The sequence below is a fragment of the Aquimarina penaris genome (assembly GCF_040786285.1).
Lineage (GTDB): Bacteria > Bacteroidota > Bacteroidia > Flavobacteriales > Flavobacteriaceae > Aquimarina.
This window is the reverse complement of record NZ_JBFMKQ010000001.1, coordinates 1,273,648-1,295,692: the sequence shown is the minus strand read 5'-3', so window position 1 is coordinate 1,295,692 and position 22,045 is coordinate 1,273,648. Positions and strand designations below refer to the sequence as shown.

Sequence of the window (22,045 nt, the reverse complement as noted above, 5' to 3'; positions counted from 1 at the left end):
TCTTCTTGTTTTGCCAGTACACCATTAAAAGTCAGGCTAAATTTCGTTAAGTATTAGGGTAAAAAAAATGATATCGATCAGTCTGAGATAGTTATTCTGTATGAAGTAATCGGGTTTCTTTAATAATATGACTATGATCATATTATTACTAATCATTGAAATGTACTTTAGTTCTACCTCGAAAATCAAGCTATGATTCCAGAATTGTTAATGTCTTGTAGATGTTCGAGGTTTGGGAGCCATTAAATAATTCTTCAACATTAAAAATTAGATGTCATGAAAGCATTAAAGTTTAAAAAATCGAAAATCGCAATTGCACTATTAAGTTTTGTGTTGTCTCTAACGATGAGTGCCCAAATAGGAGGATGGAATCCCGAACTAGAAAATGAGGCTAAAGAAGCGCTGCAAACAATGATCAAAAAAACACCTAAACTCCAGTCTTTTTGTGATCAATCTTATGGATATGCTGTATTTCCGAGAGTTACAAAAGCTGCCATAACCGTTGGTGGTGCAATTGGCAACGGCATTGTGTATAAAAACCACAAGGTTGTTGGGACTTCAAAATTGAAACAAGCATCATTTGGTTTGCAATTTGGAGGACAACAATACAGTGAGGTTATTTTCTTTGAAAATCAGGAATACTTTGAACGTTTTACGAATGGAAAATTAAAGTTTGACGCTCAGGCATCGGCTGTAATTTTAAAAGAAGGAGCTTCAGTTGATGTTGCGTATCAAGAGGGTGTAGCAGTATTTACATCGACTAAAGGCGGGGTAATGATTGAGGCCTCTATCGGTGGCCAACATTTTAAGTACAAGCCAAAAACTAATCAATGAAAAATTAAAAACTGATGAAAAAATTAATACTAGTGGGTCTATGTGCCATCGTAACCATACTCAATGCAAACGCACAAGAGGAATTGGAAAGAACAACACCTGAGTTTGAGGTTAAAGTGATAACAAGTGTAGAGTCTATAGTCCCGCTTGGTTTAGGTCGTTCACGACTCATTTCTGCAAATGTAGAAAGGGATTACAAAGAATTCTCATCAGAACAAACCGAAGAAGATAATACTCGAAATAAATCAAAACGAAAAGATATTCGTGTCAAGGATTTTGAAGAAACTAAATTACTTAATTTCTATAATGTTGGAGGTATACGCTTTCAGAATATTGCTGCCAATGATGCAGTAATATCATCAAAGTTAACCTCGATGTTAGCAGATGGCTGGGATTTGATATTTGTTACCAGTGCCGTAGAAAGTGATGCCGGCGAAACCGATGAACAAGGAATATTTATAACACGATATATTTTTAAAAGGCAATTATAAGCGTTTGCTATTTATCATCATATTGTGCGGATTTGAACCTTAAGTCCGTGAACCTGATGACGCGGAATTATAACCCGATGACACGGATTTGTAATCCGTGAATCTAGTCTGCCGTTACCCCACCCGGAAAATTATTTTAAAAAAATTAGGCAAATGTGGAAAGCCGTAATAAAATGCGGGTTGGATTGTTGATCTTTATGGGTATAAAAAATATATAGTTACTTTTTGTCATTATATTTCGAATATTTGGGATATATAATTACCATGGTAACTATATCCAATTGTTAGCGAAAATAGAAATTAAAATATGCGTATCAGAAAAATAGAGTTAGAAAATCATCCAATACTAAATAATTTAAAATTAGATTTTACGGATAAAGATGGTAATTCAATAGATACAATTATTTTAGCTGGAGAAAATGGTACTGGAAAAACTTCTATTCTTGATCTTTTGTATGAGTTTTCTATGTTCAAGCTAAATGGAGAGAAACGAAATGAAAAAAGAACATTTGAGATAGAATTATCTAAAGAAGAGCTAGAAGCCATATCTTACTTTGAGAATATAAAATACAATTTTAAAGATGGTTTTTTAGACAATATTCTCACCTTTGTCTTTGATTTTAATATCTCAGGAACTTGGAATCATATAAAAGTTGAATTTACAGACTCTAAAAACCAAAGAAAAACAATAACAGGAAATTTTCTTCACGAACCTGAAATTAGATCAAAATTACGATGCATATATTCAGACGTAGAAATAAACTATACTCCAAAAGAAATAAGGTCAGTAACTGCAAAAGATTTAGATCAAGACAAAGGAACAAGTTATAAGTCTGATGGTAACCTAGCGACAGAAATAACACAACTTCTCGTTGACATACAAGCTGTAGATTCGCAAGAGTTTTCTCAATGGGCAAAACAAAATATAGGTTCGAAAATTGACGATTCGAAAATTGACAAAAGAATTAAAAGGTTTACCAAAGCTTTTGAAACTATTTTTCCTTCAAAACAGTTTTTAGGAATTCAAAATATAAATAACCAAAAGCAAGTTTTATTCCAAGAAGATGAGAAAATTATGTCAATCGATCAATTAAGTTCGGGAGAAAAACAAATAGTATTTCGAGGTGGTTTCCTTCTAAAGGATAAAGAAACAAATGTTGGCTCCATATTTTTAATTGATGAACCAGAAATTAGTTTACACCCGAAATGGCAAATTGAAATACTAAACTTTTATAAAAATATAATTAATTCTGGACAAGAAGATGATCCTCAGCTTTTTGTTGCAACCCATTCTCCTTTCATAATTCATAATCCAAACAGAAGAAACGATAAGGTAATTATATTAACTAAAACTGGAAAAGGCATAATTTCCACTCTTAAAAAGCCCGAATTTTATTCGTGGACAAATAGCAAAATTGTTAAAGAAGCTTTTCAAATTGACTTCAACTATGTCAATGAGAGAAATAAACTTTTTGTAGAAGGAGAAACGGATGAAAAGTATCTGAATAAAACAATTGAAATATTTAAACTACAAAAGAAATTAAGCTTTGATATTTCTTGGATAGGTAGAATTAATGAAAAAGGTAATGTAGAATTTACTGGTGATACGGCATTGAATCACGCTAAATCCTTTTTTGTAGCAAACTCAGATATCATTAAATCCAAAATAGTTCTTTATTATGATAGTGATACAAATAAACCAGAAGAAAACTACAATAATCTTTTCATAAGAAAAATGCCTAAGAATGATCTCAATAAAACATTTAAAATAGGAATAGAAAATTTATTAACACTTCCTAAGGATATTAAAATTTCGGATTTTTATTCAGATACAATAAAAACAGATGACTATGGTGCCGAAAGTATTATTAGAAAGCTAAACAAAACTAAGCTATGTAAATGGATTTGTGATGAATGCGATGAGTCGACACAAAAACAAATCTTAATGAAATTAGAACCTTTATTACTTAAATTAAATAAAGAAATTAAATAAAAACTTTCGCTAACATTTTGTATAGTGCATATGCACCCTTTGGGATGCAAACACACCATACAAGAGACGTTGTAAGTAATACTGAAAAACATAAAACTTATGGAATCAAAATCTTGGAAATCACTTGGAATTATTAGTACACTTCTTCTAATTGCAATTTCGGTTTTCCAAATTGTAGATTGGATAAATGATAATCAGGAAAAAGTAAAAGCAAATTATAGCACATCGGATTATTATATTCCAAAATATCTTGAAGATAAATATGATTGGTCCAAAATCTATGGATTAGAAGATAGAATAAATAAAATAATTCTTAACGAAATAGATGAAAATGAAACTTCGAATTTGACAGATACAATTCTTAAAATTATTAATTCGGAATTCTATGATTCTTTTTTGGACCAAGTATATGGCCTAAATGTTACTGAGTTAAACATAGAAAGTAATTCAAAAAAAACGGTTAAAGAACTAAGTATAGATGTTGATTCAAAAGGCTATTATCAAATTTATACTCAAGATGAAAAAGTGAATTTCTCTTCTTTTAACCATATTGTAGAACTGGAAGATTTAAGACCTAATAATTCGATAAAGGTAATTTTATGGACTACTGATGGGTACTATTTTGACGATGATATAATCATCAATTATAAAGATGGTCATACTTCAGCAAATAAATTAGTGAAAATGTCTGGAACTATTGTATTCATTGACAGATTTAAGGTTCCTATAAGTTTTTTTTTAGTGAGTGTTCTTATGATTATTGTTGCATTTCCTTTTGAAAAAAACAATAAAAAACCAAGGGTTAAGAAAAAGAATCGAACTGAAAAAGACTAAAAAGAACTACTTACAACATTATATATGAAATCAGAGCAAAATTTAATGTTGGATCAAAAGGTAATTTCCCTTTTGCGATAGCGCCAAATTTTTGTAAATTGAATAAGAAATAAAATTGCGCACCTGCCTGCCATTCGCCAGGTAGGCAGGGATAGATCAATTGGTTCAGGCTCATTTGCCTTGCTCCGATTCATGTATTTGGCGTTTAGCGGTAATTTCCCTCATAAAAAACTCTATTGATTTCTTAAGATAACGGATAAAACTTCTTTATTCTTACTCATAATTAATTACCTGTGTTTAGTTTATGTTAAGGACTAAAAGACCCCCTTCTTTATCAAGAATTATTTTTCCGTAGGAGTTATTTCTAACTCTTTAACCAAATACCGCATAGCACTACCTTCAATTGAACTATTTTTTTTAATTACTTCTAAAGGGTAATATTTTTCTAAAACTTCTGGTATACTAAAAGTAGGGTGATATTTACACTTGATTTTATCAGTTACAAATATTTCATATATGGTTTTATACCTTAAGCTATCGCCATATTTACTCAATAAACTTTCCGATCTAGGAAAAATTTCAAGAGGATCGATAAGGGTATTCATATAATTACTTTCGAATTCTACTACTACTTTGAAACAATCATACCCATGAATAATCTTTTTGTGTTCCCTATATTCTTTTACATCTAAGGTTTCATAATTTTCCTTTGGTCTATAGCTAAAAGCGATAGAGGCATCTCTAACCAGAGAAGAATCTTTTAAAATGTAGTATGTTTGCTCTCCATCTTTTCTATTAATAACAGTAACTTTATTATTGCTTAATTCCAAAGAGTTTTGGCTTTGATATTTTATTATCGAGTCTTGAAAAGTATAAGTATGTTTTAATTGTATGCCTTTAGTTTTTCTAGGGTCAAGAGCTAATTGTATGGAAGAAATTATTTTTGTTTTTATAGAATCATTCTTTTTAATGGAATCAGATAATTTACCCCCGCTAAACTCTACTAAATAATCTTTAACAGCTCTTATTAGTGTTGGGGTCCTTGCTTGCAAAGAAGAATCTAACTTTTGTTTATTGGTAGTTATTCGATCTTGTATAACAACCATTTTTCCGTTAAGAGGAATTATTTGTTCAGATTGTGCTCTTGCTTTTATAAAAAAAACTAAGCAACTTAAAAGAAATAAATGTTTCATAATTAAATATTAATATACCAGGCTATTCTTACATAGCCTGGTATTTAGAACTACTTGATAATTTTGCTTATTGTGGTCTCCTTATAACCTTCCGAAAACTATCTTGATTTTGGACTGTAAAAGGTTTTCAATATCCTTAATAAACTCTTCTTTAAATTTCGGCCAATTCCAGAAAATGAGGCCTAGATTTCCAAAACCCCAGTTTGGTTCGAAAACGTATTCAGTGATTGACGTTGTATTATTACAATTAGTGCATGTAAACTGACCTTTATTGGGATCGGAATACCATAAGTCAACAGCATCAATCCAATTGTTATCAATGATGTTAAAAGAACACTCTGGACATTTGATTCGTTCTAATTCATTTCCGCCATTATCAAAGACCTGTCTTTTTGTAACAATATTTAATTTATTGTTTTCCAGATTCAAAAAGACGCTTTCATTTTCTACAACTACAGATGGAGCATTTTCTCCAGGAGAATCATCACTAGTTATTATCTTTCTTTTAATTAATTCCTCATGAATAATTTTTGAAAACTGATCTACTTCGTTTTGATCAATTTTAATTGGAACTAATGTAATAAAGGTGTCACTCATTTTTTTTTATTTTGGCGTATGTATCAAAATTATATTAATATCATTCAAATCTTCAAACAAAAATTCAACAGCCCTTTTCACTTCTTCAAATTCAAAATGCCATTCGATTGGATTACCTCCAGCTGCATTAATTTGCCTTCTTGCTTGTTCTATAAGTGCCTGTCCACCGGTTGCACTGTTTGCAAAAAAAGGCTTAAACCTTCCTGTAGCAGAATCGACAAAATTTCGCATCTGTGACTTGGCATCACCTAAAACACCATCTTTTAATGCATCAAATTTAACATTATTTAATTTAAAACTCTCATTCCATTTTCTGCCACTTATAAACTCTTGATAAGCTTTCGCAGCATCACTCATGGATTCATTGGTTACTATCCATTCCCCTTTTGCTATAGTTCTCAAATATTGTGCTAAAATCTCCTTTGTTACAATTCCTCCTCCTCTTGCAGCCAGAAAAGCGCCACCACCCCGACTAGGTGCAAGAATTGCCATGATATCAAGGATACCTATTCCTGTATTTAAAAGGTCCGCCCCAATGCCTTGTTCATAAGTAATTTTGAATTCTCCATTCACCATTATTACCTGGAAAAGGTTACCAAGTTCTGAAGTGCTTATGTTGTCGGGAACCTGTATTCCTCGGAGCTTCGTTAAAATGCTTCGAATAGCTGCTCCTTCGACTATATCGGGGTTTTGATATTCAAAGACTCTTGAGAGAATTGTGTAAAGTTGATCCGATGCAACTGAGAAAAGCCCAGGACCATACGCATACATCAATTCAACATCGGGCGATATATTACAAGGTGGATCAGGACAAAGTCCAGAAGTAGGGCCTACCTCGGATGGTAAGGCATTTGAATTTAGATAAGGATTAAAATCGAAAGAAGAATTTGTGTTTAACGATGTCAATACATCGTTAGTGAACTGTTGTGCTAAGTTGTTATTTGCATTTGAAGTTGCAAAAGATGCTAATTCCCTTGCCAAATCACGTACATTCACTGGAATTTGTCCATTAACTTCAGTATTGCTCACAAAAGTGTTTAATGATTGGGCTAAGTTCACATTCGTGATCAACAAATTTTCCTGTGCATCATTAAGTTGTAAACTTTGCGAAAGATTATAAACTCTAGCTAAATGCTCAAAATCAAATAGGTCAATAGCAGGGCCGATAAGTGCTTCTATAGCCGATACACCTGATGGAGAAGAATATACTTCAGGTATCCTCATGTTATTATTCCATAGTGCAGCACCCATGTTCCAAGCAAACTCAATATCTACACGCTGAACAAAAAAGTCAGATGCTCCGGGTGTTGGTTTTACTTGCCAGGGCAATTTTCTAAAATTAAACATACGCCCGACAAGTTCATCAGGAAGTGTCGTTGGAAAAAGCATGTTATTGTCTCCAAACATTCTTCGGATTATAGCCCCTTTTAATTTTAAGTCTGCGACTTTGGAGTCATCAAACAATTCTGCTAAAATATTTCCAATCCCTTTAAATCCTAATGCTGACCCTGTGCCAAACGATACTCCTAATTCTTTATCTGTACTATTCTGAAATCTTGCTTCCCGACCTATCGAAGCAAAAGCCCCTTGAGCGGGATTAAAAGCTTGATTATCTAAATGCCTGTCTGTAATCTGCTTGACTATATTAAAAGCATCTTCTTTAAAACGACTATTTGAAAAATAATCTTCTATTTCTTTTTCTAACTCTGGCTTTGTATTAATAAAAGAATATCTCTCTTCTCCAAGTGAAACCAGTGAATATGGTTTTAATGCCTCGGCATTGGTTTCAGATGGATAGCTAATAGGATTAGAAGTCCCTAATTGTGTTGCCCAAACATCAATAAATGTTGCATATTGATCTGAGTTGACAGGCCACCTATTAGGGCCTATAGACCAAAATAAAGATAGATCTGTCGGGCCGGGTAAAGTACTTGATATTAAATACTTCGCCATTAATTTTACCTTATCAAGATGATTTAAGCTGTTGTAATGAGCCACATAGTCTTTAATAATCTGCTCTCTTACGAAAGAAGGTGTTTTTCTTAGTTCCTCAATTCCATTAATAATCTTTGTTTGTGTGTTTAGCCCTTGTTCTATCGTGAACAAGTTAACACCAATAGAATTTAAGTGTTGTTGTGCGGCAGTACTGGATAAATCTGTAAATTTAATTCCTTGCCCGACATTGGTTTTTAAGTCTCCAAAAACAGAAGGGGACGGTGTTGTAAAATCTAGGCTATATTGTGTAACCTCTCTTTCATAATGCAAGTCTCTTTTAGCACTATTAAATTGACTGTTTAAGCCTTGATACGTGCTTTTTCGAGATTTCAACATTAGGTCAATCCTTTGGTCTGTGGTTATATGATTAAACCACGCAATTTGTGCAAATGCAAAATTCGGAAAAGTTTCGTTTAATCGTTCTTCAATCTGTTGTTTGAAAATTACTTCACGAGTGGATAACCAAACAGCAAACTGTTCGGCTTGTATTTGCTCTAGTATAGCATGGTGCCTGTCATAGTCCGCAGGAAATGTACAACTACAATCAAAAAGCAAATTTCCTGTATCTTTAGTTATGTCGTCGCTTTTGGCGATTTGAAATTGTGCAAAAGTATTGTTTGATAATAAGCATACCAATGCTATTATCCATATTTTATATATTGATTTCATTATATCTATATTAAAAGATTAGGCTATATTTTTACGATCGTTTTGTTGTAGATTTCCCCGTTAATAGTGATGCGTACAACATAAACACCGCTAGACAAAGAAGAGGAGTTGATTTTGTAATTTTGATCACCTTCTTGTTGGTATTGCTCTTTGGCAACATCAATTCTTTGATTAGCGTATAAGTCATACACTTCAACTCTAACGGTTGCAGCCTTTTTTAAGGTATATGTTAATGTAAATTGATTGCTAACGGGGTTAGGGTATACTGTAGCAAAGTTATCATCATACTTTACAGGGGAAATTGGATCTAAACGACTTACATCAGATTCCTCTTGTAGTAGAAATATAAAATTTGTGGTTTTTTCATTCCAATCGGTTACGGTTGATTTTGTCGTGGCTAAAATATATGGCACTTCTGACGCATTTTTCTTCCATAACTTAATTTCTTCAAATTGAATGGTTATATTTTCGTTTTCTGGGTGGCTAGGATATAGTGCTTTTACAGGAACGTTAATTTCTCCTCCATGCACTCTATTTTGACCAGAACGATGATACAACGTATCTTCTGCATACAAGCCATTTTCTCCTTCTATTAAAACCCCTGCTGTGCCAGAGTAGGTCTTTTTTAACGTTAAAGTAATAGGCAAGGTTCTTCTAATTCGTTGCTTTTCCCAATCATACTCTATTAATTTACCAACTAAAGGAATATTTGGTGTCACCCAAAGGTTAAAGCCAAAAGGAGTATGACCGGACTGGTTTATTGCTTCTAATTCTTGACTAGTTAGTATAGGATCATCTTTTGGTACTGTAGATAATAAATGTTCTAATAATACCTTACTGTTTGGGATATCGTTCTGCTGTAAAATGTCTATTGCCTTGTTTTTGTCTATTTCAACTCCAAAACCAAAATAATAACAAATAGCCAACCAATGTTTTGCCATTGGATAGCTACTTTCATTAAAGTAGTTAATGGCTTGCGCGTAGTTTGCAACACCGTTTAAGGCTTTCATTTTATAGTAGCCAACGGCAAATTTACCCACAGAGTCAACGCTTTGAATCCTATTATACCAATAGTGTGACATTTGATAGTCTGTTACGCCAGTATTACCTAACCAATCTATACCGCGCCCGATTTTCCATAAAAGTCCCAATCTACGCGCAGCGTTTATACTGCCTTGATTTGCTGCTTGATCTATTAAGGTAAAACCGTCAAAATCTGTGTTTTCTGGTTTTTCGCTATCCATTGTTAGTAACCCTTTCATGTATTTTAATTCGATGTCTAGAGGGTCATTACAAGAGCTTAACGACTCTAAGATTTGGTCTTTTAATTTAACATCTAAGTCATCGACAAACTTAAAATAAATTTTGGCAATCGCGATTTTTTCTTCGCAAGTGCGCTCTGTGATCTGAAATGCATATCCATGATGCATCGTGAATAAGGCAAACAAGAGCAGCCTAAAAAGATTTGATTTGTTCATTTTTATTTGTTTTAAAAGTTAAAATATGTGAATAAGAATCTCTGTACAGCAAAGTTTGATAGTCTAAGCTATATACTAATGGCATAGGCTAAAAAGCCCTACAAAGCCATTTTTATTAAAAAATTATAGAGTATGGCGCCCTACTCAATAACTATAATGATAGGTGTCGTTTATGAAATGCTAGCCTATATGAATTAGGCAGTTTGAATTTTGGTTGATCATACTATTTGGTTTAAGGTTTATTAGACATTTGATATACAATATTAAAACATGCCAGTTTCATTTTTCGGGACTGAGAGTTTCGTTTATGTTAAACTATTGTTAATCAATAAAAAAGCATAAGTAGGTATTGATCGATTTGGGGAGGGGTTAGGGGGCACTCAAAAAATTAATACTTAATTCATGTTTACATCACAGTACTGTTTATTTTCTTGGTAGAGCATATATATTCTAGCATATATCATTATTTCTTGTGGTTTATCATTTAAGAGGCGATACATAAATTCTCCAATTTCAATATTCAAAACTTTTAGTATGCCATATAACACATGTGGAGGTATATTGTTTATATCATCTGGTAGCATAGTATTATTTATAAGACATCTCTTTACTACTTATATAATGATATAATAGTGCCTAAAGCATTTCTAATTAGTGGTGATCTTTACGCCCAACATAAAGGCTTTCCCATATTTATTCGCTCTACTAATAATTTTGAATTTCTAATTGTTCTTACTACATCATGAACAGGTGTACCTCTTAGGTAAGATTCCTCTATCCAATTGCGTAATAAAAGTGCATAACCCTTGTATTTATAAACGCATAAGTCGAAAAGTTTAGGATCAATTAGCAAATAGCTACATACTTTTTTTTCAAAAATTTCTATTCGGCTTTTTTTTGAAGTTGATTTTACAATGGCTTTCATATTTCACATTTTTAGAAACTGATATGTTTTTGATCCAAATGTAACCATGATCAAACCTGAAAAGCAACATGTATTTGTTCGCTTTCCATGAAACCGAAGTAATAAATTTAGTTTTCTAGTTCCTTAATAAAATCTGAGGGATACTTACCGGTCTTTTTGTAAAAAGCTTTAGAAAATGCATTGGCTGTATTAAAACCTACTTCTTCGGCGATAGCTTTGATTGTGTAATTAGAATATTTTTTATCTTTCTGAAATTGATCTATAAAGTAGTCAATTCTAAGATCATTTATATATTGCGTAAAGGTTTTTTCTTTGTGCAGATTAACTACTTTGGAAAGATATTTACTATTAGTATTTAGTTCTAAAGCAACATGGTTTAAATTAATTTCCCTATTAACAAATTTTTTAGATTCTTCAAAACTCTTCAAATTGGAAAGGATTTTGTCTATAATATCATCAGAGATTTTATTTTGAGTGATATTTGTTTTTATACTTGATATTGTCTTTTTAATAAAATCTAGTTGATCCTTATAATCTGATTTCAATAAGTTAATATACTTTGAAATCCTATAAAAAATAATTACCGATATTGCACAGATAAATAGGGTTAAAAATATATATGCCAATAAATTGTAATTGACATCTGGAATAAAAACCCAGGTAAAGTAAAAGATAGCCGAAACAAAAGGTGATATCAAAGAATACTGCAAATAACGCTGTATGACTCTATATTTACTAGAGTCATTAGCAACCGATACGGTCATTAAAATTCCTATCACTAAAAACAGCACGGACAAATGAACACCAAGAGAATATAAAAAGGTGTGAACACTTGTGAAACCAAAAATCTTTTCTTCTAAAACCTCATGTTTAACAAAAGAATGTACAAAAGGCAAAACCCCACTCGTAAGAATAAATAAGAACCCTAATTTTTCAATAAGAAGTAATGATAAGGTAGAATTCTTGACTTTTAAGTTCAGATTAGTTTCCTGATTGCCCTCCAAGGGCTTCAACATCTTCTTTTTCGATTGACTTAAATTCGATTCCTGTTTCATTTTCTAATTCGCTTTTTTCACAGCTAACAAGAAACGCAATAAAACACACACTCAAGATTAATAATACAAACCTTCTCATTTCTCTAAACATTTTAAAAGTTAGTATTATAAATCTATATATAATTTATAATTAATCTATCAGAAAAAATGTGTTTGTGGGGTGTATGAGTGTAAAGTGTAGAGTTTATCTACCTTTCATAATTAATTGCTTAGTTACCAAACAAAGTAAAGCAATTTTGTTAAGATTTATTTACGGCTTTTCCTCATATTTTTTTCTAAACACAAAACACACATTTCTAAACATTTTGTTTGCATAAAAAATTAGTCGCTACACTTTTTTAAATCACATAAGCCATAATGATGGTTTTCGATTTGTTGATTAGCAGGATACATTCCATAAACGCCTTGCTTCTCTTAGGTATACTGTTGCGCTTTGTCTAGCCCCTATCGCCTACAATAGATTGCACTCTGCGCTTGACTACCATACCCATGCGCGGATATAAAAAAGCAACGCGCGTAGCCAGGTAGACTACGCGCGTTTAGGGTTGTACCATGCGCGGGTATAGGATGCTAGTGCGCGCCACGCGCGCCACCAAACCTATCGCGCGCGCCAATAGCCACAAGCCTTGTATTATCGTTTATATCGGCTGATATATCCTTTATATCGTTCGGGGTTTTTTCTAAACACATATTTACCTGTGTCTTTAACCTCGTCTATTACTTCTTTTAGATGGATATAGGCCCTATCTCGCAATTCTTTGGCTTTAGAGTTGTCTAACGTAGCCCCGTTTGCTTTGGCTAATAAGTCGGCAAGCTCGTCTGATTGTTGCTCTGCCAAGTCAAGACGGGTGACGTCATATTTTATCGCTATAAGCTCTGGGGTGTTGGCTTTACCCAGTACACTAATATCCATAAGATCCTGGATCATATCGGCATCTCCCTCGCCATTCGCAATAGCACGTACACGGGCTAATAGATCAGGACGTTTACGAAATGCAAATCGTAGATCTGCTAACAAGTCATTCCTAAATTCATAAGCCTTTGGGGATTTTTCTTTCCAGGCTTTAGCGGCTTCTTCTTGATTATACCGCTCTTTCATCCACAGGGCTTGTGCGTATCGACAGGCTCCCGTGCGAATGGGTAGATCCAGTACATTTTTGTTCCAGTCTAACCCCGTACCTACAAGAGCCTTTTTATCCTCTTGAACCCAAACAAACAAGTTCTCGGCTTCTTGCAGATAGTTATCTATAGGGTTTTTGGGAGGTTTTACCAATTCTTGTGATAGGTTTTCTAATACGGTTAACTTTAGGTCATAATTTTCTTTAGACATTTTACTATGTTTTTTGTAATTGAGAGCTGTTTGCTTTCTTATATACAGGCTCGCCAATATGTTGTTAATAATGTGCAAGAATAATACATCCCAGTTTCATTTTTCGGGACTGGGTGGTTGCAAAATGTTAAAGTTTACGAATGGCTTCTCTTTTGGTAATGAATGTTTTTTTACTTACAAAAACTAACCCAAATCATTGTATTTTCTTAGAAGCCCCCAGTTGGTGACAAAATGTTAATTTCACCCCCTTGTATGTGGTTTAGACTATGCTTATTAACACCAAATAATATAATCTGGCTTTTTTATAGAATAGTATTACATTTATATAAGAAATAATAGCAATTGCTATTATATAATTGTTATAGTCCATTCTATGAAGATACTACAACTAACAATATTATTCATCTTGATAGGTCTAATTCCGCTAAGTTCTCAGGAATTAGGATACATCAATGATTCTGATGGATATACTAACTTAAGGCTAGAACCATCTGGAAAATCAAATATTATTGGAGTAATTTTATCTGGACAAGAATTTAAGTATTATGCTGACGATAACTCTGATTGGTGGAAAGTTGATTTTAAATTCCGAACCGGTTTTATGCATAAATCAAGAATTAAAGACTTTAACAAAGTAAAAACAGAGATTGGACAATTCTTCCAAGATTTTCATTCAACTAATAAAAATAATGCTGAATATGGGGAAGTGAATAATGAAAAATTGTTTTTACTTACGCAAAAATACCCCTTAGCTACATTAAAAGCATTTTGTGAACAGCCAAAGGGAATTCAAGTATTCCTTATTTCGAAATATGAATCGCCGATTCATGATGGGATTGATTTACAATTGATTTATTCTAGACTAATTAGTATAAATTCAACTTGTTCGGATACTTTTAAAATCAAAGATGCATTAAAAATTGCGGCAAAGAATATTGGATTAACAATAATTGAATCTGATATAAACTTTACTAAAATTCCAGAATATAATAAGCCAAAAAAGAAACTTTGGAGTGTTAATAAGATTTTCGCAGGAAAGATAAACGGAAAATCAATTATTTACTACCTTAATCATCCAGAAATAGATAGATTTTCAAAAATGTATTATCAAGGGCAGTTTAAACTCTCTGATAATAAAGAGACTTTTAAATTTCTTGACTCTGTGATGACCCAAAACGATGACACAAGACCATTTTATTTTTATATTTTTAACAATGTTTTGAGTGTATCTGATGGAGCATTATCGGAATATGTAGCAGAAACTTGCTTGGATTACTTCAAAAAAAATACCTGTGAATTTATGGCGTATGACCAAAATCCAGAAATTAAAATTCACATAGATATATGGACTGATTTTATAGGGTGGCAATTATACACTAAATCTGAATTTGATAAATTTATAGTTCTTATTGATGAAAAAATTAATAAAAGATGTCTTGATCATATAAGTGACTGGAAAAATTTAAAAGAATTGATAAGAAGTAAACTGGATGAATAAAAACGGACTATAACAACACCTATGCGATAATGCGGAGTTTAGGTTTAATCGAAAAGTCATTGCTTATTTAGTAGATCGCCAAAGTATTAAATTTAGTATTTTTAAAAAAGATAAAAACAAAACATAAACTTTGGCTAAGTGCTAGATCGAAAACCAGTGATTTTCTCCTTCCGCACTACGCATAGCTAAACGTTACCTGCAATTAGAAAATAATGAATCCAGAAGAATTTATTAAATCATATGAAAGAGCTTTAGGAACTCAAGATTGGAACGTAGTTGAGCATTTAGTTTCCGAAAATGTAAGTGTTACCTTTTCTAATGGAACGATTCACATTGGAAAAGAAAATGTTCAAAAAGCATTTGAGAAAAATTTTTCTTTAATTAAGAATGAAAAATACACTGTTGAAAATATTAAATGGTTAGTAAAAGATAAAAAATATGCTGTCTATTTATTCGAATTTAATTGGACTGGAATTATAGATGGAAAATCTGTATCAGGAAATGGAATTGGGACATCTGTTTTAATAAAAGAAAATACTAGATGGAAATTATTGACTGAACATTTGGGAAGAAAACCAGATTGAATTTGAATAGAAAAAGCAGATAACAAAGACGTGTATAGCTCATTGCAGCTGAATTCCTTAAACAGAATTTCTTGTAATTTGCTATCTTTCGGATACAGCGGAAAAGTCCATTGGACATTTTCCACAACGAGCCATAGCCTAACCGTTATGAGCAAGGAAAAAACCATATTTACCCCTTCTCTAACCTGGCAAAACCAACTGATTTTCGATAAATATCAGGCGACACTCCAACTTTCTTTTTAAATAGACGACTAAAATAGAATTCGTCCTGATACCCTAATGAGGCAGCAATTATTTGTACTGATTTTGATGTTAGATAGAGTTCCCTTTTTGCTTCAACAATAATTCGATTAACGATTAAGTTTGATGTTGTCTGATTGAGGTATTTCTTTACAACTCCTCCTAGTGTTTTCGAACTAACACATAATTTTTCAGCATATTCCTTTGGGGAATGCATAGTACAAAAATTGCCATTTATCAAATCCACTAAATCTTGTAATAATTCAGTTTGTCTATTTCCATGTTTGTTTAAGCTCTCTAGATCAAACGATTTTTTTTGTCGTACAGATTCTATCAGAAACACTTTCAAGAAAGCGACCAAGACTTCATGCTGAGCCAAAAAATTTCTCTCCATTTCTTTGGAAATATGATTTATAAGGCTTGAAAAAATTTCTCCTTCAATGACTTTTAAAAATGGTAATCCACTAAAATTATGAAACAGTATCCCTTCTGTTTCAATTTCATTCTGATGCCTGTAGGTACAGAAAAAATCAGGATGAAAATTTAGGAGTATACCTGAACAATTTGATTCGGAGGTTAGCATAAATGGCTGATATGGAGAAATGAAAACCATATATTCTCCTTCAAGTTGATGCCGTGAAAAGTCTGTCTGAAGCGTTAGTTTCTCACCATTAATTAAAATAATCGAATAGTAGTTTTTTCTTTGAATGTGATCAAACTGTGAAAGATCATTAAACCGCTCAAGCCGAAATGCCAATTCACTATTTTGTTTATTTATAATTATTTGTGCCATAAATCTTGTAACTATTTTATTGGTATTTTGAGCGAAAACCAAAATTGGTAGAAGTTGAACTCAACTCCTACCAAGATACTTGAATTATTTTGAAGCTAAAATATCTATCATTTGGATAGAAGATGCTTCGAAACCTTCTAAAATTAAAGGAGCATTTTGCATAAGTGCTTCTGCGACTTTGCCATTAAGATGTGCATCTCGTCCTTTGTCATCTGCAAAAGTATCAAATATAGCATAAGTGTCTTCCGCAATTTGAAAAGCATACCAAGATACTGTTTCTGGCTCATTCTTAACCAGTTGCTGACCTGCAAGAAGAAAACTTTCAACATCTGCTGATTTACCGGCATTAGCCTTCATAATAACCAGTAGTCCTTTGTTCTCCTGTCCTTTCTTGAATTCAGAAGCAGTCAAATCGACAGCTTGAATATGGACATTTACATCGAAGTCCACTAAAAGGTCTCCTGCATTTGCTAAAAGAGCTTTCGCTACCTCACCAGATAAATGGGCTTGTCTGCCTTCTTCAGCTTCGAAAGTATCATAAATTCCGAAAGTATTTTCATTAATTTGAAAGGCATACCATGATTGAGTTAATGGTTCTTGATTGACCAATGACAACCCACCTAATAAGAAGTCTTTTACAGCTTGCTCTTTTCCTGATTGAGCTTTCATTGTTACTAATAATCCGATTATTTCTTTAGTTGATTCTTTCATGTTGTTTGTTTTTATTTGTGAAATTGATTGAAATGAAATTCCTAGAATACATACTAGGAACATTAATGTTAAAGGAACTTTCTTTGTCATGATTAATTGTCTTTTTTATTACACTACAAAGTTGCGAACTATAGAAAGGTTGTGGAATGGATATTAATCCATTTAGCATGGACAATTTTCCCTTGATTAAGAAAGACATAGACAACCATGCTCATAGCAACGTATATAAAGAATTGCATTTTGAATGAAGCAATAAACAGTAGAAAAGAGGTTAGGTTATAGCCTTATAAGAGGTATTGCGGCATACAAAATGCTATAAAATATCACCCACACCCCTGCAGGAGCTATTTGTATAGTATATAACGAGCTCTCGCACCCCTGCGAGAGCTATTTACATATCTGATAATTAGCGTTTTATGTAAAAAAGAGAGGTAATCCCCCAAGAACCTATTTCTAGTACCCAGATGACGCAGGTTTGTAACCTCTATACCTAGTCTGCCGTTACCTCTACCGGATTTGCAAATATGAACGATCAACAAATTGTTGATTTTTGAAAGTATATCTATGTTACTATACACTATATTTATACTTATAATTATAAACGAGTATAAACGGTAGTATACGTAATACGTATACACAGTTGTTGTCATTAATTTGAAGGTAAATAAATGATTAAAGAAAATTCGGGAAAAATATTCAGATTTAAACTTGACCATAATTTAGGATTCGGATTTGCCGAAATCTATGACTTTACGGATATTTCAGAATTTGATGGAAGATTAATCTATGTTTTCAACTTAATTGATAAAGAGGAAAAGTCCAAATACGATTTAAAAGAGATAATAGAATCTGGAATCTCATTAGGTCCAATAAGGAGTGTTAGTTTTCCAGGAACAAGAGGTAAATATGCTTCAAAATATATAGGACAAAGAACCGATTTACTGATTAATAAAATTCCTAAAACGAAAGAATTCCAAGGCATCCTAATAAATGAAACTAATTGGAATAATTTAACAAAATGGTACCGCTCAGATAAATTTGAACAGCTTGATTCTAGATTTATGAATTATAGTGAATTGAGAAATTTGGAAACTCGAACTTTAAGTTCAATTTCTGGAATTTCAACAAAATTTACCATGAAAAAAATCATAGATGAGAACAAAAAGGTCTCGGACTTTTACGATTTAAGTCAAAGAGGAAATTTGAATTTATTTGTACAACTAATAAACACTTACTATCCGATTGAGATAACTGAAAAACTATTGTCATCGGAAATAAAAAACTAATGACAACATCATATATGTGATCATAGCAGCTAAGTGATGAATCGAATGGTTGTTCTATTTTTGGTAAAGCGCAATGCTTGCAAAAAAGGAAAAAGTAGCAACCAATGCGCAGAAAAAGTCGATGGCTTGGTAACATTTTGCCTTGCTACGACACATATATTAAACGTTATGCACAAGCAGAAAAAATGAAAAAATTAATCTTCTTATCATTACTTATCGTTAATATTTCTTTCGCTCAATCGAATGAAAAGTTTTTGATGGACTTTCTACTAGAGGATAAACTCAAACCTGACAATGTTCTATCAAACTATAATCAATTTGATTATACCAATTTATGGTCCCAAACTAAAAATCATAAGGTTTTAGGAATTATTGGATCTGACCATCAACGAATTAAAGTAAAGTTAATATCTATTAAGAAAGACTCTACGAATCCAAATAAATATTTAGTTTCAGGTAAATCTATAGTTAAAGGAACTATATGTGATTTTACAGGAATAATAACTTTGGAAGAAATAAAAGAAGTTGAGAAATTACATTTCGGAGTTGATAATAAATATCAAAATAAAGGAATTAAATCACAAGGAATTCTTATCGCGAATTACGAGTTCAAAGAAAATAAAAATCAGAAACATAGTGGGATTTTTAAAGGTCAATTCTACTCTAAATGGTATTTGAGTTCTGAAGACCAAATTGAATATGACAAAATTCAATCAATCGCGGACGGATATTCCAACAATGCATTTATTGGAATTTGGAAAAGTTATAAAACAGGAAAGAAAAAAATATGTAATTGGGCGGACTACAGAGTCCCGAAAGCAAATCAAGATTTTGATGTAGGAGCGGGTGAATTCTCGCCAAGCAAAAAATATCACGAAAAAGGTTGGGAAAATTATCAAAAGGCTTGGTTATACGGAAATCAACAAGCTAAAAATGTTGAACTCAAAGAATGGTGGAAGTAAAGCCTATGCATAATATCATATATAAAATCAGAGCAAAGTTTAGTGCTAGATCCAAAGATAATTTCCTTTTTGCGATGGCGCTAGATTTTTATAAATTAATAAAGAAATAAAAATGCGCAAATAGATCAATTGGTTTAGGCTTGCTTGCCTTGCTCCGATTCATATATTTGGCGTTGCCAGTAATATGACCGATCACATTCTAAATATAATAATTTCATTTTTGTTCGTTGGATTAGTTTCCTGTTCACCAATAAAGAAAACATATTCAGTTAAAGAAGTGAAACATGAACCTTATTTTTGGGGAGAGATTAAAGAAAATAATTTAACAGGAATTGCTGATACTACAATTGTCTCTATACATGGGAATGTAAGTGACTTTGGGTCCGCTGCTGAAAATATTGAATTGAACTTTATTAATAAGAATCAAAACAAAACGTATAAAACAATAACTAACTTTTATGGAGACTTTCAATTAAATATACCTAATGGAATATATAAAATACAGATAGAAAAATCTGAATTTAAAACATTAGAATTTGACGATTTGAGTTTTAAACCTGGAGAATTACGCGAATTGAAAGTTTATACAGAATCAGGTGCAGAATACGTAGGATATGAAACAATCTTTAAGAACAAAAGAGCGTATAAAAAATATAAAAAAGAGTACGAAAAAAATAATACTACCGGCAACAAAGTGTATAATTAATTGCTTGTTGTTAGCCTACTTACAAAAACCCTCGCAACTAGTCATACACAAACACGTTAGCGATTATGAAAATAACAATTATAATTACATCTCTTTTCTTTATCCTTACTAGCTGTAGTAATCAAAAAAGAAAGATTGATTCTAATGAATTCGATAAGGTAGCTTCATTGAGTAATTGGCAAATTTCTTCAGCGAAGAATTTGGTGAACAATAAAGGCTTGTTAAATGTTGAAAGTATTTTGTATGATAAGGCTAATCAGGTTTTTTATGCCACCAATGGAATACATTATAAAGTAGGAGAAAATGGATTTATTTCTAAAATATCCAAAAACGGGGATCTCTTAGAATTAAAATGGATAACAGGCCTTAATAGGCCCACTGGAATGGCAATTCACAATTCTATTTTATATGTTGCCGACGTTAACTCCCTGGTCTTAATCAACACTAAAACCGGAAAAATCATTGAGCGGTTTTTAGAACCAACAGCCAATTCTGGTTTAAATGATGTTGCAATAAATAAAAAAGGAGAAATATATGTTTCTGCTTCATTTATTCATTCTATTTTAAAATTGAATAAGGGAAGACTGGAAATATGGTTAAAAGAGGAGGAAAAACTCAAATGGGCCAATGGACTGATTGCTGAAGATAAGCAAATAGTTGTGGCAGGCTTAGACCTTAGCTCGATTAACATCGATTCTAAACAGGTCACCAGGATTGCATTGAATTCTTCAGTTAAAGATTTTGATGGAATAGCACCCGATGGATTGGGAGGATATTTTTTGACAACTGTTGAAAACAGTAGCCTCTTCTATTTTGACGGGCAAAATAGCATCTACAAGTTGATGGAAGATTCTGCTTATTTCGGAGATATAACATTCAATTCTAATCTCAAAAAATTATACGCCCCAAGAGGAGAAAAAACAACTTCCGAATTTTTCATAACCGAGTTTAAAATGGAACAGCGATCACTAACAAAAAATAAACCTCATTAAAATGAGCGTTTATTCAACCCGTTACCCAAAATATGAAAAAACTAACGTATAAAATAAAGAGGATATTAGATTTCGTAGGCTATTTTTTATTACACTAATGATTGGGGTATTAATTGGATTGATCCAGATGGTAAAATAACCCAATTGAAATTAAAAAAATAAAACGTTTTACAAGAATATACCCAGTGTTTATAGCCCTCCGAGATTCTACGACATCATACACGAACATGTTACTACTATTATCATAAAAAAACAGAAACAGGTAGACCTTCACCTACCTGTTTCCTTCCGAAGAAATTAATTTTATTCTATAGTTTTATAATCTTAAATATTCAATTTATTGCTAAATATGGAAGTCAGACTATTTCACTAAAAAACATATTCAATTTCTTCGATTCGGTTTTTACCACATTGCTATAACAAAAACCTATTTTTTAATTAATAATACAAAGAATCATTTTTTAACTATAAGCGCTAAAGTAGCTTGTTTATAATTCAAAAAATATGACGAATATCAGTTTTTGAAGTAGTGTATGTTAAAATTTCAATTACTATCAATAATCACTCTTTTACATATAAGGTTTCATTTCCCTTTTTCGTTTTTTGAGCTGTCTTTCTACATCACTAAGCGTTTCTTTAAATGCTAACTCAAAATTTTTCTCGTTTGATGTAGCATATATCTTGGGCCCTGGTATGCTCAACTCGAGATCACATATTTTTCCATTTCCTTTAGGGTCGTTTTCTTTTTTAAAAAATACATCGGTTTTGATGATCCAATCATATTTTTTGTAAAATTTTTCTAGTTTTTCATGTACATAATCTTCCATAGTCTCGCTCGTAGGCATTTGTACAAATTGAATATTGGTTTTCATACTTAAA

General features: G+C 32.2%; 21 protein-coding genes. 10 read left to right on the top strand and 11 right to left on the bottom strand.

The features are described 5' to 3' along the window. Positions 1-276 precede the first annotated feature (276 nt). The 4 genes from ABW637_RS05330 (at position 277) to ABW637_RS05315 (ending at position 4,152) form a co-directional block, all read left to right on the top strand. Complete coding sequence (locus ABW637_RS05330; protein WP_367583603.1) at positions 277-834, top strand: lipid-binding SYLF domain-containing protein; 558 nt, start codon at positions 277-279, stop codon at positions 832-834. Between the two features lie 14 nt (positions 835-848). Beyond that, positions 849-1,325, top strand: a complete 477-nt coding sequence (locus tag ABW637_RS05325; RefSeq protein WP_367583602.1) for a hypothetical protein — start codon at positions 849-851, stop codon at positions 1,323-1,325. A 307-nt stretch (positions 1,326-1,632) separates the two neighbouring features. Next, positions 1,633-3,318, top strand: coding sequence for an AAA family ATPase (locus ABW637_RS05320; protein WP_367583601.1), 1,686 nt, complete (start codon positions 1,633-1,635; stop codon positions 3,316-3,318). A gap of 99 nt (positions 3,319-3,417) precedes the next feature. Beyond that, on the top strand, positions 3,418-4,152 hold the full coding sequence (locus ABW637_RS05315; protein ID WP_367583600.1) for a hypothetical protein: 735 nt from the start codon (positions 3,418-3,420) through the stop codon (positions 4,150-4,152). 341 nt (positions 4,153-4,493) lie between these two features. On the opposite strand, the gene ABW637_RS05310 is transcribed toward ABW637_RS05315, so the two are convergent. From ABW637_RS05310 to ABW637_RS05275, 8 genes are all read right to left on the bottom strand, one after another. Next, a complete protein-coding gene (locus tag ABW637_RS05310; protein ID WP_367583599.1) occupies positions 4,494-5,345 on the bottom strand; it encodes a hypothetical protein in 852 nt (283 codons plus the stop codon). Positions 5,346-5,426: 81 nt separating this feature from the next. After that, entirely contained in the window at positions 5,427-5,942 is a 516-nt protein-coding gene (locus ABW637_RS05305) for a hypothetical protein (RefSeq protein ID WP_367583598.1), read from the bottom strand. 6 nt (positions 5,943-5,948) lie between these two features. Beyond that, entirely contained in the window at positions 5,949-8,606 is a 2,658-nt protein-coding gene (locus tag ABW637_RS05300) for a Tox-REase-5 domain-containing protein (protein WP_367583597.1), read from the bottom strand. Positions 8,607-8,629: 23 nt separating this feature from the next. Continuing rightward, positions 8,630-10,084, bottom strand: coding sequence for a T9SS type A sorting domain-containing protein (locus ABW637_RS05295; RefSeq protein ID WP_367583596.1), 1,455 nt, complete (start codon positions 10,082-10,084; stop codon positions 8,630-8,632). Positions 10,085-10,748: 664 nt separating this feature from the next. Next, positions 10,749-11,009 (bottom strand): hypothetical protein, encoded by a 261-nt coding sequence (locus ABW637_RS05290; RefSeq protein WP_367583595.1) that lies wholly within the window; start codon positions 11,007-11,009, stop codon positions 10,749-10,751. A gap of 107 nt (positions 11,010-11,116) precedes the next feature. Then, positions 11,117-12,025 (bottom strand): helix-turn-helix domain-containing protein, encoded by a 909-nt coding sequence (locus ABW637_RS05285; RefSeq protein WP_367583594.1) that lies wholly within the window; start codon positions 12,023-12,025, stop codon positions 11,117-11,119. Next, entirely contained in the window at positions 11,991-12,143 is a 153-nt protein-coding gene (locus ABW637_RS05280; RefSeq protein WP_367583593.1) for a hypothetical protein, read from the bottom strand. The genes ABW637_RS05285 and ABW637_RS05280 overlap by 35 nt, the downstream gene beginning before the upstream one ends. Positions 12,144-12,695: 552 nt before the next feature. Then, positions 12,696-13,394 carry a hypothetical protein gene (locus tag ABW637_RS05275; protein ID WP_367583592.1) on the bottom strand — a complete coding sequence of 233 codons (699 nt, stop codon included), beginning with the start codon at positions 13,392-13,394 and terminating at the stop codon, positions 12,696-12,698. A gap of 373 nt (positions 13,395-13,767) precedes the next feature. Here ABW637_RS05275 and ABW637_RS05270 point away from each other — a divergent pair, with 373 nt between their 5' ends. Next, the gene (locus ABW637_RS05270; protein ID WP_367583591.1) at positions 13,768-14,892 is read left to right on the top strand and encodes an SH3 domain-containing protein; all 1,125 of its coding nucleotides are present in this window, start codon (positions 13,768-13,770) and stop codon (positions 14,890-14,892) included. Positions 14,893-15,104: 212 nt separating this feature from the next. After that, the gene (locus ABW637_RS05265; RefSeq protein ID WP_367583590.1) at positions 15,105-15,476 is read left to right on the top strand and encodes a YybH family protein; all 372 of its coding nucleotides are present in this window, start codon (positions 15,105-15,107) and stop codon (positions 15,474-15,476) included. Positions 15,477-15,645: 169 nt separating this feature from the next. Here the strand turns inward: ABW637_RS05265 and ABW637_RS05260 are convergent, their stop codons facing one another. Next, on the bottom strand, positions 15,646-16,509 hold the full coding sequence (locus ABW637_RS05260) for a helix-turn-helix domain-containing protein (protein WP_367583589.1): 864 nt from the start codon (positions 16,507-16,509) through the stop codon (positions 15,646-15,648). 84 nt (positions 16,510-16,593) lie between these two features. Further along, positions 16,594-17,310, bottom strand: coding sequence for a putative quinol monooxygenase (locus tag ABW637_RS05255; RefSeq protein WP_367583588.1), 717 nt, complete (start codon positions 17,308-17,310; stop codon positions 16,594-16,596). Positions 17,311-17,888: 578 nt separating this feature from the next. On the opposite strand from ABW637_RS05255, the gene ABW637_RS05250 reads away from it, so the two are divergent. The 4 genes from ABW637_RS05250 to ABW637_RS05235 all read left to right on the top strand — a co-directional run bounded on the left by ABW637_RS05250 (position 17,889) and on the right by ABW637_RS05235 (position 21,166). Next, positions 17,889-18,506, top strand: a complete 618-nt coding sequence (locus ABW637_RS05250) for a hypothetical protein (RefSeq protein WP_367583587.1) — start codon at positions 17,889-17,891, stop codon at positions 18,504-18,506. Between the two features lie 185 nt (positions 18,507-18,691). After that, complete coding sequence (locus ABW637_RS05245; RefSeq protein ID WP_367583586.1) at positions 18,692-19,468, top strand: hypothetical protein; 777 nt, start codon at positions 18,692-18,694, stop codon at positions 19,466-19,468. Between the two features lie 184 nt (positions 19,469-19,652). After that, positions 19,653-20,174 (top strand): carboxypeptidase-like regulatory domain-containing protein, encoded by a 522-nt coding sequence (locus ABW637_RS05240; protein ID WP_367583585.1) that lies wholly within the window; start codon positions 19,653-19,655, stop codon positions 20,172-20,174. A gap of 65 nt (positions 20,175-20,239) precedes the next feature. After that, positions 20,240-21,166, top strand: a complete 927-nt coding sequence (locus tag ABW637_RS05235) for an NHL repeat-containing protein (RefSeq protein ID WP_367583584.1) — start codon at positions 20,240-20,242, stop codon at positions 21,164-21,166. A 569-nt stretch (positions 21,167-21,735) separates the two neighbouring features. On the opposite strand, the gene hpf is transcribed toward ABW637_RS05235, so the two are convergent. Continuing rightward, positions 21,736-22,038 (bottom strand): ribosome hibernation-promoting factor, HPF/YfiA family, encoded by a 303-nt coding sequence (hpf, locus tag ABW637_RS05230; protein ID WP_367583583.1) that lies wholly within the window; start codon positions 22,036-22,038, stop codon positions 21,736-21,738. Between the last annotated feature and the right edge of the window lie 7 nt (positions 22,039-22,045).

Coding starts and splice junctions, on each gene's coding strand:
- ABW637_RS05235 (WP_367583584.1), top strand. CDS start 20,240: ATGAAAATAACAATTATAATTACATCTCTTTTCTTTATCCTTACTAGC.
- ABW637_RS05310 (WP_367583599.1), bottom strand. CDS start 5,345: ATGAAACATTTATTTCTTTTAAGTTGCTTAGTTTTTTTTATAAAAGCA.
- ABW637_RS05300 (WP_367583597.1), bottom strand. CDS start 8,606: ATGAAATCAATATATAAAATATGGATAATAGCATTGGTATGCTTATTA.
- ABW637_RS05325 (WP_367583602.1), top strand. CDS start 849: ATGAAAAAATTAATACTAGTGGGTCTATGTGCCATCGTAACCATACTC.
- ABW637_RS05245 (WP_367583586.1), top strand. CDS start 18,692: ATGAAAAAATTAATCTTCTTATCATTACTTATCGTTAATATTTCTTTC.
- ABW637_RS05240 (WP_367583585.1), top strand. CDS start 19,653: ATGACCGATCACATTCTAAATATAATAATTTCATTTTTGTTCGTTGGA.
- ABW637_RS05295 (WP_367583596.1), bottom strand. CDS start 10,084: ATGAACAAATCAAATCTTTTTAGGCTGCTCTTGTTTGCCTTATTCACG.
- ABW637_RS05305 (WP_367583598.1), bottom strand. CDS start 5,942: ATGAGTGACACCTTTATTACATTAGTTCCAATTAAAATTGATCAAAAC.
- ABW637_RS05290 (WP_367583595.1), bottom strand. CDS start 11,009: ATGAAAGCCATTGTAAAATCAACTTCAAAAAAAAGCCGAATAGAAATT.
- ABW637_RS05280 (WP_367583593.1), bottom strand. CDS start 12,143: ATGAGAAGGTTTGTATTATTAATCTTGAGTGTGTGTTTTATTGCGTTT.
- ABW637_RS05255 (WP_367583588.1), bottom strand. CDS start 17,310: ATGACAAAGAAAGTTCCTTTAACATTAATGTTCCTAGTATGTATTCTA.
- ABW637_RS05330 (WP_367583603.1), top strand. CDS start 277: ATGAAAGCATTAAAGTTTAAAAAATCGAAAATCGCAATTGCACTATTA.
- ABW637_RS05320 (WP_367583601.1), top strand. CDS start 1,633: ATGCGTATCAGAAAAATAGAGTTAGAAAATCATCCAATACTAAATAAT.
- ABW637_RS05285 (WP_367583594.1), bottom strand. CDS start 12,025: ATGTTGAAGCCCTTGGAGGGCAATCAGGAAACTAATCTGAACTTAAAA.
- ABW637_RS05265 (WP_367583590.1), top strand. CDS start 15,105: ATGAATCCAGAAGAATTTATTAAATCATATGAAAGAGCTTTAGGAACT.
- ABW637_RS05315 (WP_367583600.1), top strand. CDS start 3,418: ATGGAATCAAAATCTTGGAAATCACTTGGAATTATTAGTACACTTCTT.
- hpf (WP_367583583.1), bottom strand. CDS start 22,038: ATGAAAACCAATATTCAATTTGTACAAATGCCTACGAGCGAGACTATG.
- ABW637_RS05270 (WP_367583591.1), top strand. CDS start 13,768: ATGAAGATACTACAACTAACAATATTATTCATCTTGATAGGTCTAATT.
- ABW637_RS05250 (WP_367583587.1), top strand. CDS start 17,889: ATGATTAAAGAAAATTCGGGAAAAATATTCAGATTTAAACTTGACCAT.
- ABW637_RS05260 (WP_367583589.1), bottom strand. CDS start 16,509: ATGGCACAAATAATTATAAATAAACAAAATAGTGAATTGGCATTTCGG.
- ABW637_RS05275 (WP_367583592.1), bottom strand. CDS start 13,394: ATGTCTAAAGAAAATTATGACCTAAAGTTAACCGTATTAGAAAACCTA.